This is a genomic window from Pseudoalteromonas sp. A757, assembly GCF_004103285.1.
Lineage (GTDB): Bacteria > Pseudomonadota > Gammaproteobacteria > Enterobacterales > Alteromonadaceae > Pseudoalteromonas > Pseudoalteromonas galatheae.
The window spans coordinates 33,536-46,955 of record NZ_QNQN01000067.1 but is presented as its reverse complement, the minus strand read 5'-3'; the positions used below and the strand labels follow the sequence as shown (position 1 = coordinate 46,955).

13 protein-coding genes and 1 pseudogene are annotated in these 13,420 nt (G+C 42.4%); 11 read left to right on the top strand and 3 right to left on the bottom strand.

What is annotated here, in order from left to right; all coding sequences use genetic code 11:
* The first annotated feature begins 197 nt into the window (after window positions 1–197).
* From rpsP to DRB05_RS10220, 11 genes and pseudogenes are all read left to right on the top strand, one after another.
* Window positions 198–446, top strand: a complete 249-nt coding sequence (gene rpsP / locus DRB05_RS10270; RefSeq protein ID WP_017216164.1) for a 30S ribosomal protein S16 — start codon at window positions 198–200, stop codon at window positions 444–446.
* 17 nt (window positions 447–463) lie between these two features.
* Window positions 464–997 (top strand): ribosome maturation factor RimM, encoded by a 534-nt coding sequence (gene rimM / locus DRB05_RS10265; protein ID WP_128726855.1) that lies wholly within the window; start codon window positions 464–466, stop codon window positions 995–997.
* Window positions 997–1,764: a tRNA (guanosine(37)-N1)-methyltransferase TrmD gene (gene trmD / locus DRB05_RS10260; RefSeq protein ID WP_128726854.1), complete on the top strand. Its 768-nt coding sequence runs from the start codon at window positions 997–999 to the stop codon at window positions 1,762–1,764. The genes rimM and trmD overlap by 1 nt, the downstream gene beginning before the upstream one ends.
* 33 nt (window positions 1,765–1,797) lie before the next feature.
* Entirely contained in the window at window positions 1,798–2,157 is a 360-nt protein-coding gene (rplS, locus tag DRB05_RS10255; RefSeq protein ID WP_128726853.1) for a 50S ribosomal protein L19, read from the top strand.
* A 208-nt stretch (window positions 2,158–2,365) separates the two neighbouring features.
* Window positions 2,366–3,514, top strand: coding sequence for a bifunctional chorismate mutase/prephenate dehydrogenase (gene tyrA, locus DRB05_RS10250; protein ID WP_128726852.1), 1,149 nt, complete (start codon window positions 2,366–2,368; stop codon window positions 3,512–3,514).
* A 442-nt stretch (window positions 3,515–3,956) separates the two neighbouring features.
* Entirely contained in the window at window positions 3,957–4,922 is a 966-nt protein-coding gene (locus DRB05_RS10245; RefSeq protein ID WP_119230996.1) for a phosphotransferase, read from the top strand.
* A gap of 164 nt (window positions 4,923–5,086) precedes the next feature.
* Window positions 5,087–5,488 (top strand): annotated as a pseudogene (locus DRB05_RS10240) (VOC family protein).
* A gap of 421 nt (window positions 5,489–5,909) precedes the next feature.
* The gene (locus tag DRB05_RS10235; RefSeq protein ID WP_128726851.1) at window positions 5,910–6,773 is read left to right on the top strand and encodes an AraC family transcriptional regulator; all 864 of its coding nucleotides are present in this window, start codon (window positions 5,910–5,912) and stop codon (window positions 6,771–6,773) included.
* 452 nt (window positions 6,774–7,225) lie between these two features.
* Window positions 7,226–7,612, top strand: coding sequence for a GFA family protein (locus tag DRB05_RS10230; RefSeq protein WP_128726850.1), 387 nt, complete (start codon window positions 7,226–7,228; stop codon window positions 7,610–7,612).
* Window positions 7,613–7,718: 106 nt separating this feature from the next.
* Window positions 7,719–8,195 carry a hypothetical protein gene (locus DRB05_RS10225; RefSeq protein ID WP_128726849.1) on the top strand — a complete coding sequence of 159 codons (477 nt, stop codon included), beginning with the start codon at window positions 7,719–7,721 and terminating at the stop codon, window positions 8,193–8,195.
* An 87-nt stretch (window positions 8,196–8,282) separates the two neighbouring features.
* The gene (locus DRB05_RS10220; RefSeq protein ID WP_128726848.1) at window positions 8,283–9,314 is read left to right on the top strand and encodes a hypothetical protein; all 1,032 of its coding nucleotides are present in this window, start codon (window positions 8,283–8,285) and stop codon (window positions 9,312–9,314) included.
* 750 nt (window positions 9,315–10,064) lie between these two features.
* On the opposite strand, the gene DRB05_RS10215 is transcribed toward DRB05_RS10220, so the two are convergent.
* From DRB05_RS10215 to DRB05_RS10205, 3 genes are all read right to left on the bottom strand, one after another.
* Window positions 10,065–10,919, bottom strand: coding sequence for a sugar phosphate isomerase/epimerase (locus DRB05_RS10215; protein ID WP_128726968.1), 855 nt, complete (start codon window positions 10,917–10,919; stop codon window positions 10,065–10,067).
* Window positions 10,920–10,990: 71 nt separating this feature from the next.
* Window positions 10,991–11,740, bottom strand: coding sequence for a gluconate 2-dehydrogenase subunit 3 family protein (locus tag DRB05_RS10210; protein ID WP_128726847.1), 750 nt, complete (start codon window positions 11,738–11,740; stop codon window positions 10,991–10,993).
* On the bottom strand, window positions 11,740–13,419 hold the full coding sequence (locus DRB05_RS10205) for a GMC family oxidoreductase (RefSeq protein ID WP_128726846.1): 1,680 nt from the start codon (window positions 13,417–13,419) through the stop codon (window positions 11,740–11,742). The genes DRB05_RS10210 and DRB05_RS10205 overlap by 1 nt, the downstream gene beginning before the upstream one ends.
* Window position 13,420 lies beyond the last annotated feature (1 nt).

Here is a 13,420-nt window from a genome sequence, read left to right as displayed (position 1 = left end):
AAAGTCAATTTTTCGTACCGATATTGAGACGAAAGTGGCGTGTGAAACTTCAGCAGTAATTCTTTAGCAAGGCCTAATAAAGCATCAACGATGGAATTAACTTGCATTGCGCGTGAAAATGCGTAAAATGCCCGAGCTTCCCGTAATGGGAAGTACAAACTTATTAATGAAAACAGTCAATCTATGTAGAGGACGGTATGGTAACTATTCGTTTGCAACGTGGCGGCGCTAAAAAGCGTCCATTCTATCAAATCGTGGTTGCGGATAGCCGTTTCTCGCGTGACGGTCGTTTCATCGAGAAAGTAGGTTTCTTTAACCCGATCGCAGCAGGTCAGGAAGAAAAAGTACGTTTAGATTTATCTCGTGTTGATCACTGGGTAGGTCAAGGCGCATCTCTTTCAGATCGCGTTGCGAAGCTGGTTAAAGACGCTCGTAAAGCGGCTTAATAGGCGTAAGTGTAACCATGAGTCAAAGTAAAACCTCGACAATCGTTGTTGGTAAGCTTGGTGCTCCTTATGGCATCAAGGGTTGGCTTAAGGTGCATTCATTTACTGATGATCCCCAAGGGATCTTCGATTTCAGCCCATGGTTGATAGGGCAACAAGGTAAATGGCAAAACCTTGAAGTGAGCGACTGGCGTCGTCACAACAAGGGATATATCGCTAAATTTGCTCAAGTAAACGACAGAGATGAAGCAGTGGCTTATACCAATGCCGAAATCGCTGTTTATGCTGAGCAGCTTCCTGAATTACCTGAAGGGGAGTTTTATTGGCGAGATCTCATCGGCATGTCAGTAGTAACCGATAAAGGTTACGACTTAGGCACAGTTGATGACTTGATGGAGACAGGCTCAAATGATGTTTTGGTTGTGAAAGCAAACAAAAAAGATGCATTTGGGCAATCTGAAAGGTTAATTCCATTCTTAACAGACTCTGTTATTTTGGATGTCAACCATGAAGAGAGAAAAGTTACTGTAGATTGGGATCCAGCGTTTTAATGAGTGATCAGCAAAAGCTATGGGTTGGAGTGGTTTCACTTTTTCCTGACATGTTTGATGCGATAACTCAGCAAGGCGTAACGGGTCGAGCTGTGAAAAATGGCTTGATTGAGTTTAATTGCTGGAACCCGAGAGATTATGCTCTTGATAAGCATAGAACTGTGGATGACCGCCCTTATGGTGGTGGCCCAGGAATGCTTATGATGGTTGAGCCTCTCAAAAAAGCTATTCTTGATGCCAAAGCGGCAGCAGGAGAAGGCGCTAAAGTAATTTATATGTCCCCTCAAGGGCGAAAGCTAGATCAACAAGGTGCGACTGAATTGGCGCAATCTGAAAAGTTGATTTTAGTAGCGGGTCGTTATGAAGGTATTGATGAGCGGATCATCGAGTCTTATATAGACGAAGAGTGGTCCATCGGCGATTTTATACTGAGCGGTGGTGAGTTACCTGCCATGACATTAATCGATGCAGTAGCACGATTAGTGCCAGGTGTGTTGGGTCATAACCAATCAGCAGAACAAGATTCATTTTCGGATGGCTTGTTAGATTGTCCTCATTATACTCGGCCGGAAACATTGGATGATAAACAGGTGCCTGCTGTATTACTCAGCGGAAACCACCAAGAAATAGCCAAATGGCGCTTAAAGCAGTCTTTGGGTAGAACTTGGCAACGTCGTCCTGACTTGTTGCGTAACCTAGCTCTGACTGAGGAGCAGGCGGCATTACTTGCTGAATTTCAGCAAGAGAATGGCCAAGCTTGTGGCTAGAAGACAGTTACACCTAGGAATGTGAGAAATAAAATGGCAAAAGTAAACCAAAATATTATTAAAGAGCTTGAAGCTGAACAGCTTAAGCAAGACGTACCTGCGTTCGGCGCTGGTGATACAGTAGTTGTACAGGTACGCGTAAAAGAAGGTAACAAAGAGCGTCTACAGGCCTTTGAAGGTGTTGTAATCGCTAAGCGTAACCGTGGTCTACACTCATCTTTCACTGTTCGTAAGATTTCAAGCGGTGAAGGTGTTGAGCGTGTATTCCAAACGCACAGCCCTCTTATCAGCAGCGTAGAAGTTAAGCGTCGTGGTGCGGTTCGTCGTGCTAAGCTTTACTACCTACGTGAGCGTTCTGGTAAATCTGCACGTATTAAAGAGAAACTTAACTAATACGTCGCATTTATCAAATGCAGATAAAACAGGCCGCTTTATGCGGCCTGTTTTGGTTTTAACACCAGAAAAAATAATCCTAGCCATTTTCCTTGGCACTTTAGGTATCTTGTCTGATATTTTCCTCTATGCTTACTTTTAAAGCCGTCTACTTCTTGTTAGACTCGGTGTATTATTTAATTTACTACTGTATATATAAGTTTACATCATGAATGGGGCAAACGATTTAGATGAAATACGCGTTGCAATAGATGAGTGCGATAGCGAGCTTGTCGCGTTACTTGCAAAGCGCAAAGCATTGACTGAGCAAGTTGGAAAAATAAAACAGCAAAAAGGTGCACCGTTACATGTGCCAAAGCGTGAAGCTGAGCTTATCAGAGCACGCCGTATGGAAGCCGAAGCTAAAGGGGTTAACCCTGATTTAGTCGAAGATATACTGCGTCGCATGATGCGAGAGGCCTACGAAAACCAACAAAGTGAGCTTGCCTGTGCCTCACCCAAAATGTCGCCTATCGTTATCGTTGGGGGTCAAGGTGCGATGGGTAAGTTATTTGCGAAACAATTTAGACGTTCTGGCTACGAGGTACGATTACTAGACAAAGACAATCAATCACAGGCTACTGAGCTGCTGAGTGATGCTAAGCTAGTATTGGTGAGCGTACCAATTAATGCGCTAGAGCAAGTCGTCAACGAGCTACCCGCGCTACCTGATGACTGTATTCTTGCCGATATTACCTCGGTGAAACAAGCACCGCTTAAAGTTTTATTGAACAAACATAATGGCCCTGTGGTTGGACTGCACCCTATGTTTGGTCCAGATATATCTCACTGGGTGAAGCAAACTGTTGTGGTGTGCGAAGGGCGTTTGCCAAAGCAATGTGAAGGATTAATCAAGCAACTAAAGATCTGGGGCTGCCAGCTGGTATCCATGGACGCTAAAAAACACGATCAATCTATGCAGATCATCCAAGTTATGCGTCACTTAACCACTTTTGTATACGGTCAGTTTTTATCTAAGCAATGCCATTCACTAAAAGACCTAAGAAGCTGCTCATCGCCTATTTACCAATTAGAGCTGATGATGGTTGGGCGACTGTTTGCACAATCCCCAGAACTTTATTCAGATATCATGCTTGCGCAATTTAACGATGTAGAAGGCTTATTGGCAAGCTATCAAGATACCTTTGAGCAAACATTAACTAAGCTACAACAAGGCGATAAAGAAGGCCTAATGCAGTCTTTCTCAGAGGCCAAACAGTATTTCTCAGAAAGCGCGAAACACTTTCTATCACAAAGCCGAGGCCTGCTTAACAAAGCCAATGACGCTAAAGTGTTGGATTATGAGGAAAGTATTTAGCGCCAAGGTATGTCTCCTACATCACGGGTCAAATAGTGTTGTGGGAGTGGCTTTACGCTACGATTTTACGTAGGTCGCCATTTATGGCGACAAATAACTTTGATGCTGATACAAAAGAAATTTGTTCCAATCCCTAGCCTGACGAAGCAAAGTATCAAATAACACCCGTTGCTATCTGCAGCAATGCTGATAATACAGTTCCAAGCATGAGGTGGGTGTCAGCGATTTCGTACAAATAGTGTTGTGGGAGCGGCTTTACGCCGCGATCTTTATGTCGAAAAATATCTTCGAGTTACTGATACGAGCGCATTTTACTTCAAGCGCTAGCCGATTAGCTGAAAATTGTACCCTTAATAAAAACGATTGGTGAAGGATCTGGTATGATACACCTAACCGTTGGAATAGCGCCTACTAACAGGCGCATCGTTAAGGGAAACTTTGAATGAATACTCAACCGTGTTCTGAGCGCCTTTCAGGTTGGAAGCTTGATGCCAAATACTGGATAGAAAATACACTTAAACAACTAAATTACAAAAAAGTTGATGAGCCAATCATTGTTGAAGATTGGTTTTTAGGGGATGTGTGGCGCATTCCAACCGAAAAAGGAAATGTATATTTTAAAGCAACAGCATCATTGCCACTGTTCTCTAATGAAGCTGGAGTTTGTGACTTTCTAGCCCATATTTTCAAGGGGAAAGTGCCGGAAGTTTTAGCTATTGATAAAGGCCGTCGGTGGCAACTAACGAGTGATTTTGGGGAGCCGCTGGACGAAGATGTAGACTTGACGGTGTGGAATGATGCATATCAAGTATGGGGAGAAATCCAGAGCTTATCTGTTGAGCATGTTGATAAGTTGCGACAATCAGGGTGCCAATCACGAAGTATCGAAAATTTATCAACACAGCTTATCTGGCATTTTAACCAACCCGAGATCGCAGCAATTTTAACAGATAGAAATATTGTTTTTGATAATAACTTCTTGTCTAATTTAGAAATAGCAATTCATAAGCTTAAAGAATACTCGTTGCCAGATTGTCTGGTTCATGGTGACTTACATGAAAGTAATATGGCAAGAACGGCTGAATCTTATTTGTTTTTTGATTGGAGTGATGCTTGCGTTACTCATCCATTTATGGACGGTAATTTCATTTATCAGTTTTCAGAAACAAATTTGAAGCAGAAGCTAATTAAAAATTATTTGTCAAATTGGCGTCATTATTTACCTGAATTAGAACTGCAAAGAGCGTGGCAAGCTGCAGAACCAGTTTGCTATGCACATCATACTTTAAGTTATGCGTCTATTATTTTGAATGCTTCAGGCGGTAATGAAGATGATGTGAGTGATTTTACAGAATCATTTACAAGATATTTGTCTTGTTTAACCAATGCAACTCGACGCCAGAAATAGAATTTAATTATTCGCAAAAACTCTAAAGTGCATATAAAAAATGCTTATAGGCGTTATGTAGTAGCGTCGATATCGCATGGCTCACATCTTAACTGGGCATTATATGCTCTCTTAAAAAGTCTTAAAATAGCGCGCAATCAGCGTTTTGGAATAGCGGAAGAATCATGTCTCACACTGTTCAGCAGCAAATCGCAAGCATCGCTTTAGTCGTTGAAAATTACGATGATGCGATAGAGTTTTACACGCAAAAACTTAAATTTACGCTAGTTGAAGATAGCGATTTAGGAGGTGGTAAACGCTGGGTTCAAGTCTCTCCTCCAAATTCCAATGGTACGAACCTACTGATGGCTCAAGCCAGTACATCAGAACAAATGCAAGCAGTAGGGAATCAAACTGGTGGTCGTGTATTCTTGTTTCTACAAACTAATGATTTCTGGCGTGATTATGAGTCAATGAAGACACAAGGTGTTGTATTTAATTAAGAACTAAGAGCTGAAGAATATGGCACAGTAGTGGTATTTCAAGATCTCTATGGTAACAAGTGGAATTTACTGCAACTAATATAGAGTCGTTAAGTAACACGTACATAACCTGAGGTTTGGATAAGGAGGTATCGGTGAATCGTTCCATCAAATCAAAATTGCCCCTAATATTGCTTGTTTGTATTTCGTTATGGTGGGGGTTTTATTACCAATCTAATGGCTCGCTTACTGATTAAAATCTATCCCATTGTCAGTCATCACAAAATATCGTTTAATAAGGGCATTCAGCCCCAATCATGATGTTTACTGGGTTAAGCAGTTTAAAAGGAATATTGATGTTAGAACCGAGCCTCATTAAATAGTAAAATAAGTGACACCCCTCGCTATTTCCATCTTTGTGGATGGATATTTCCTCATTCTCTCTTACATCGAGCAATTTCAATCAAGTATCTTGCTTTTGATATGATTAAGCTTGTCTGCAGTTCTACTAACACATAGGCGCTTTATGCAAAGCAATCTTTTACAGCAGCGTATTTCGCTCGTTTGCGATTATATCAATCAACATTTAGATGATGAATTAACGGTGAGTTTGCTTAGTGATGTTGCTGCTTTATCTAAATTTCATTTTCATCGTGTATTTGTGGCTTTTTTGGGCGTGAATGTGGGTAAGTATATTTTGCTGGCGCGATTAAAGCGGGCGTCTTTTCGCCTAGCATTTGAGCGCGATATTAAAATTATTGATATTGCTCTCGAAGCAAAGTTTGATAGTGCTGAGGCCTTCTCTCGAGCTTTTAAACGTACTTTTGAACAAAGCCCTTCACAGTTTAGACAAGCTGCAAATTGGCCTAGTTGGTATGACGTTTTTAATTTTTCACCACAAAATTTAGGAGTGCAGACAATGCAGGTCGATATTATTAACTTTGAACAGACTCAAATTGCTTTTTTAGAGCACAAAGGGTCAGCAAAACAGATATTTGAAAGTGCAGGCAAGTTTATCGCTTGGCGACAAAATAGCGGGCTTTCACCAATTAATACGAGTCGAACATTTGGCATGCCAAATGGCGACCCTGAAGCCATGGCTGAAGACGCATTTCGTTTTAAATTGTGTGGCTCAGTAAACACTGAAGTACCAGATAACGCGTTTGGCGTCGAAAATGGTGTTATTCCACAAATGCGTTGCGCCAAGGTAAGGCATTTAGGGAGTCACGACAATATGGAGCAAACTATACGCTGGTTGTATCAAAACTGGCTAGCAGACAGTGGCGAATTGCCAAATGCGCATTGCTGCTTTTTTGAATATCATAATTTTGTGCATCAAGTGGATGAGTGCGACTTGATCACCGATATTTACCTGCCATTGCAAAATTGATGATAACGTTACTTGGTTTGCATTTATGGCTAATGTATCTGCCTATAAGCAAGTTACTAATATTTATTTGCTTTGCTATAGCAATCATTGTTGCTCTAGCGAAGCGAGTTCTCAGCGCTGCAAGTCGAGTCTGAGCGTTTATTATCAAGACTTACCAACCTTCCGTTTAGCTTTGACACTTTACGAAGTAATCTTACGTAGGTCGCCATTTATGGCGACAAACAACCTTGCGACATATAAAGTTGAGCATTTTTAATGCGTTAACTAAACACTATTTGTATTTAACGAGCCAACAAAAAGCTTGTGCAGACCCCCCTCGCATGTAGCAGGTGATTTGCGTGTTGAAATTATAACCATCGACTGGTAACTTACTAAAATTATTAAATAAAGTTTGCTTGAATGTTGCTTTTAGTTTTCTCGTGGATAAGAGAGGTACTCAAGAATTCACGCGAATGAGCAGTAAGGTTATTATGTATTTAGGTAGTTGTCTCTGTGGAGAAGTAAAATATAAATTGTTAAGTGAGCCTAAAAAAGCATCACACTGCCATTGTAATATGTGTCAAAAACAACACGGTGCAGCGTTTGCTACATATGCTAGTTTACCTAAAAGCGATGTCGTTTATTTATCTGGCTCTTCTTCGCTAACAGAATACAACTCTTCTGCCAATATTAAGCAAAAATTCTGTAAAGTTTGCTGCTCGAATATTGAGTGGGGAGGTAGTGAAAACTATTCTGATTGGGTGTCAGTGGCGATTGCTACTCTAGATACTCCGTATAAACCTAAAAAAGTAATTGATATAAGAACAGAAACGAAGGCTTGTTGGTTGAATCACAGCTGACAAGGCATTTAAAACGTAACTAAGACAGCGGGTTTGGTTTCGCTTCGCTCCATATTTTAGCTAAACCTTTTCACCTTCTTAACAGGCTCTTTAGGCAAGTAGATTTATGCAAATTCATTCAATCGATAGAAGGTGTAGTGTTGAACTAGAGCTGTCATTTTTTGGTTATGCTGACGATGAGGAGTGGGTTAAGGAAGTTGGCGTTCATTCGAAAATAAAGAGTACTCATTCCTCATCTAATCTGGCGTTTAAGGCATACTTATCTAGTTCTCATGATGACGAAATAGCGCAATTCATAAATGCACTGAGCTCTCTTTACGACGCTAGATCTGGTGAGGCGCAATTATTATTGCGTGGTGCAGCCGAAGATACCTACGACGACCGTGAGTTAAGACTAAGATTTTACTCTTTATCGTCATTGGGGCATCTAGCACTTGAAGTGACTCACTCGGGTAGTGAGCGCTATAGTAATACTGAAACGCTTGATTTCAAAACGAAAACTACTTTTGAGATTGAAGCTGAATTGCTTCAAGCACTAAGGTTGTGGCTGACGGGAAAGCATGCAGCTTGTTTGCATGCTTAACTAGTTATTCATAAGAAGCTTAAGGGCTTGGTTTTCGCTCTTTCGTCACGAATTTTAGCTCAGGCTTGATACTGCACGGAGACATGTATGAGTAGTTCTATTAAGTCAAAACTCCCCTTATTATTTCTTGTGTGTGTTTCGTTATGGTGGGGGTTCTATTACCAATCAAACGGTACGCTTAATGATTATGGCAATGCAAATTTTGAATGGCTGTTTCTGTTAGATGCGTTAATAGTCTTGCCGATAGTCTGCTTTTTCTGTGTTGAAGATAGAAAAGAAGCCTTGTTGAAGTCGATTGTTTTAGTGTGTCTTGCGGTGCTCGTTGGCAGTTACATAATTCCCGAACAAAGCAAACTAGTTTGGCATTATCTTGAGAGTGGGCGCTATGTTTTATTGGCTATCGTGCTTGCTTTTGAACTGGCTGCAATTTTAACCGTATACCTTGCGATTAAAGCCGCCATTTGCAAGAGTGAAGATCCCGACCATGCCATTGAGAAGCCAATTAAAAAATATGCGGGTGACGGCTCTGTTGCAAAGCTACTGAGTTTTGAAACGCGTATGTGGACCTATGCGCTTTTTTCTAAGCGAGTGCAGCCTGAAACTTTTAGTGGCGAGCAGCACTTCACTTACCATAATAAAGATGGCGCACAAAGTAATCTGCTTGGCTTTATTTTATTAATAGCGTTTGAAATGCCAATTATGCATCTATTTTTGCATTTTATTTGGTCCCCATTTGCGGCAAATATCTTTACTCTGCTGACGGCGTTTAGCTTAGTATTTTTCTTTGCGGAGTACCGCGCTGTTGCAAAACGGCCTATTTCTTTGGTGGGAAATCATTTGTTCATCCGATATGGTCTTTATCAGCCATTGGCAATACCGTTAAGCAACATAGCAAAAATTCAGAAGAACATGGAGTTTGTAAAGCGTGCTAGGTCTATAAAACGTTATAACTACTCAGGCTATCCAAATGTTGAAATTGAACTGATTGAACCCGTGGGGAATGTTAAAAATATATTTGTCGGGGTAGATGATGCCGACCAATTTATCTCAGCAGTATCAGATGAGATGTCACGACATAAAAATGCATTACCGAGAACTTTACGCCAAGATCTTACGTAGGTCGCCATTTATGGCGACAAATAACCAGCAACAGATAAAATTGAGCATTTTTAACATGTTATCTAGATGTAATTTGTTCTTAGCGAGCCAATCGATGGCTCGGACAAGTCACTCCTTGCGTGTAGCAGGTGAATTGCCTGTTGAAATTATAGCCTTTGACTGGTAAGTTATTAAAATTATTAAATAAAGTTAGTTTGATAATTGTCGTTTTTTACTTAAAAATAAGTGAGATACTCGAGCGTTCAAGCTAATGGGCTGTTATTTTCCTAAGGAAGTTCATTATCAGCAAACTACTTGAGAGAGTATTAATTCCGCTTGTTGGGGTGCTACTTTTGTTTTGCTTTAGTTGGTTTTTATTATATGAAAAGCCACTTTCTGCATTAGGTTTTGGTGGCGTATTTGTTTTGTTTTGTGCCGAACATGTTTTCAATTTTTTTAGTCGAACAAAGGTAAATGGTATTCAAAAGCTATCAGGTACAGTATTTCAAAGGCCTATATCGCTATTGCTGTCAGTTTCTATTGTGCTTTGCTTATATTTTGTATTTGGCAAATAACAAGCTGTTTATGAAGTGGACGTCTAAAGCTTGGCTGGCGCTCATTCTTCGCTAGTGCAGTCAAGCTTAACCCGTCACATAATAGGGCGTTTACCATTTTCCACTCTCGCATCATTCAACAGTCAAGTTCGATCAAGCCCCGCGATCAAACCTGACAGCGATAATTAACTATTTCAGATAAACATACTCCCGCTTGTTACTCACTCAGTATCTTATCTAAATTCGCTTTTGAGTGGGCGACGCTTTCTAGTGGTGTTAGGCCGCTTGGGTATTCTTCTTGTTCGATGACCAACCACTGTGTGCCGCCGTGTTGCTGCATGGTCTGGATGAGCGCTTTCCAAGGGTAGTGGTTTTCGCCAATGATTGGGCTTTTGTCATCTCCTTGATGAGTGCGTATTTTAATATGTGTCGATACGGTTCTTCCTTCATATCGCTTAACATAATCGCTGGGTGATTTACCTGCGTAAATCACCCAGCCGACATCGAGCTGTAGCGGAAAATCGCTTGGGGTGTTGGAGGCGATATAATCCCAAAACGTGCTATTAGCGTATGGGTTAAATTCCTTTTCATGATTATGAAACCCGACCTTCATATCGTAACGTTTGGCAATTTGGTGAACTTGGTTAAGCTGTTTTACAAATGCTTGCACTTGGTTTTTATCCCATGCTCTTTCATCCCAAGGGATAAAGAGCGTGGATACGCCTAAGGTTTTGTAAAAGAGTAGGGTGCTGGCTAGTTTTTCTTCAGCTAATACGTCAAAGCCGATGTGGGCGCTGCTCGCAACTAAGCCGAGCTCTGCTAGTCTTTGTTTTAATTTGCTTGGGTTATCGGCATAGTTGCCAAAGTTTCCAGCAAATTCAATGCCATCAAATCCCATGTTGGCGAGTGCTTGCAAAGTGCCATCAAAGTCTCTTGCCAACTCATCTTTTACCGACCATAGTTGAACGCTAATAGGTAACGACTGATAAGATGCCTGCGCGTATAGCGGCAGCGCCATAATAAAAGCAGTTAATAGCATTACTTGTTTAAACAATACGATTTTTCTAAACATCATTTCTTCCTAAAACTAAAAAAGCAGAGCTAGACTCTGCTTCGGTTAGCCATAACAAAATGACTCAAGGGTTAGTCGCGGTACGCATACTGGCTTAGCCCAAGCTCTGCGAGTACGCCATCTAGATGCGCCTTGGCTTCAGCAGTAGGTCCTGGATAATCACCTGCAATTGGTACATTGCCCAGATAGCCTATATCTTGACAGCCCTCAGGTGTGCAGAAGTAAGCGCCGAGAACGAGATCTTTAAAGCGCAAGAATGCTTTACCTATACGCTGAAATTGCTCAGGTGTTTGCGCATTAAAATAAGCAATATCATCCATAATTTTACTTTGCTGCGTTGCGCTAAGTTGCAAAAATGGCTTTTTAAAGCGCAAAGTCGACTCATCGTCAATCCAAGCGAGTGCATGGAGTATTGTCACTCTATCTTTTTGTTGTCCGTGATACGGTGCGCTTACCCATTCGTCGATCACACTCGGTACTTGTACTTCAGAAGCTGAAGGGTGTTTGCCCTCTTTGGGCACAATAAAATCAGCTAGTACTGCAACTAACGTGAGCTGCGCTTCGGTGAGGGTGAGCGGCCAAGGTGACTCTGGCGGCATAATCATGTTTGGATCGGTGCCATACCCTTGAGCACTAACTGGCTGTATTTCAATATCTGGCCAGTGCCCGGCAGTAGCCGTTTCACCTTCAATGGCCTTGCTGCAACCAGTGGTGAGTGTTACCGCAGAGCCTGCCGCCAGTAAGCCTAACCATTTTAGCGACTCGCGGCGCGTCATACCGGAGATATATTTATAAGAATCAACGCGATCAGGTGTATTCATTACAGTACTCCTTTATCAATCTGTTCAGCCAACCAAGTCGAGTTGCGCATTGCTAACGTCATAATGGTTAAGGTGCAATTTTTATGAGGGTTCGACGCAAAGACACCGGCATCCATCACAAATAGGTTGTCACAGTCCCACGTTTGGCCCCACTGATTCGTTACCGATTCTTTTGCTGAACTGCCCATTCTCGTCGTGCCGACCTCATGAATGATCTCACCGCCTTTTGAAATGGCTTTTTCCGCAGGTGGTAGCTCGCCCACTTCGGCACCCATGTTCTCAAGGATCTGTTTCGCGGTTTTGAGACCATGCTCGATTTGCTTGAGCTCTCTGTCAGACCATTTGAAATGGAACTTAGCAACCGGGATCCCCCATTTATCTTTGACGTTTTCGTCAATTTCCATGTAAGAATCTTTATTCGGTAGCATTTCTCCGCGCAGTGCAAATCCAACATAGGAACCATAAGCGTCACGCACTTGTTGCTTTAACTTGGGGCCATAACCTTGTTTATTGCCAGACACGCCAGAGCCAGGTTGATTAAAGCCGCTGCTAATTTCAAAGTGATAGCCGCGTGGGAAATTAAGCTCACCTTTCTCATGGGCTTTGTGTCCCCACCAAGGAATAAAAAGGTGGTTACCGGTGTGGCCGTCTTCGTTATAACGTGGGCGGCCTTTTAACGCAGGGATTTGTGCACCAAGCCAAGCACCGGTAGAGTCCATTAGATTGCGACCTACCTGACCACTTGAGTTTGCAAGTCCCTTGGGATGCTTTGCATGTTTGGAATTAAGCAAAATACGGGCAGATTCACAGGCGCTGGCCGCCAAAATCACCACATCTGCATTGAGTGCATGTTCTTGCGCAGACTTTTTATCGACGTAAGTCACTCCAGTTACTTTGCCATCTTCATTGACCGCGACCGACTTCACCATGGCATCGGTGATCACTTCAAGGTTTCCTGTCGCTTTGGCCATCGGAATAAGCGAAGTTGTGGTTTGGAATGCTGCGCCAATTGAGCAACCGTGGCCACAAGGCGTGGCGTAAAAACAGGCTAAGCGGTCGTCTTTATTACGAGTCAACACCGCTCTGTGCATAGGAACCGCTGGGATCCCCATTTTTTTCGCGGCCGCTGCAACCAGTAATTCGGGTACTCTTGGCGTCGGTGGTGGCTGTAACACGCCAGGCGCAGAAGGAGGCATATCATCCAAGCCGGTATTGGTCCCACAGATCCCAACTATTTCTTCCGTTTTATCATACCAAGGCGCAATGTCCTGATATTCAAACGGCCAATCGGCGCCATGCCCGTCACGGCTTTTGCCCTTAAAGTCATGTTCACTAAAACGCAGCGAGTAGCGACCCCAGTGATTGGTGCGGCCACCGAGCATACGTGCACGCCACCAATAAAAATCGGTGTTTTCAGCGCGCGTATATGGTTCATCTGGTACTTGCCAACCGCCATCAATTGTCGCGTCGTAAAACCCAAAGTTCTTATCCTTATTGCCAGCGCCCATGAGTGGGGCTTCGCTATTTCGGCGGAACATCGGGCTTTCTGTTTTTGGGTCGTAATTTCGACCAGCTTCTAGCATTAAAACTTTGTGGCCTAGCTTAGTGAGTGTATAAGCGGCCATTGCGCCACCAGCACCTGAGCCAACGACCAATACTTTATGATCAAATGTTGCCATG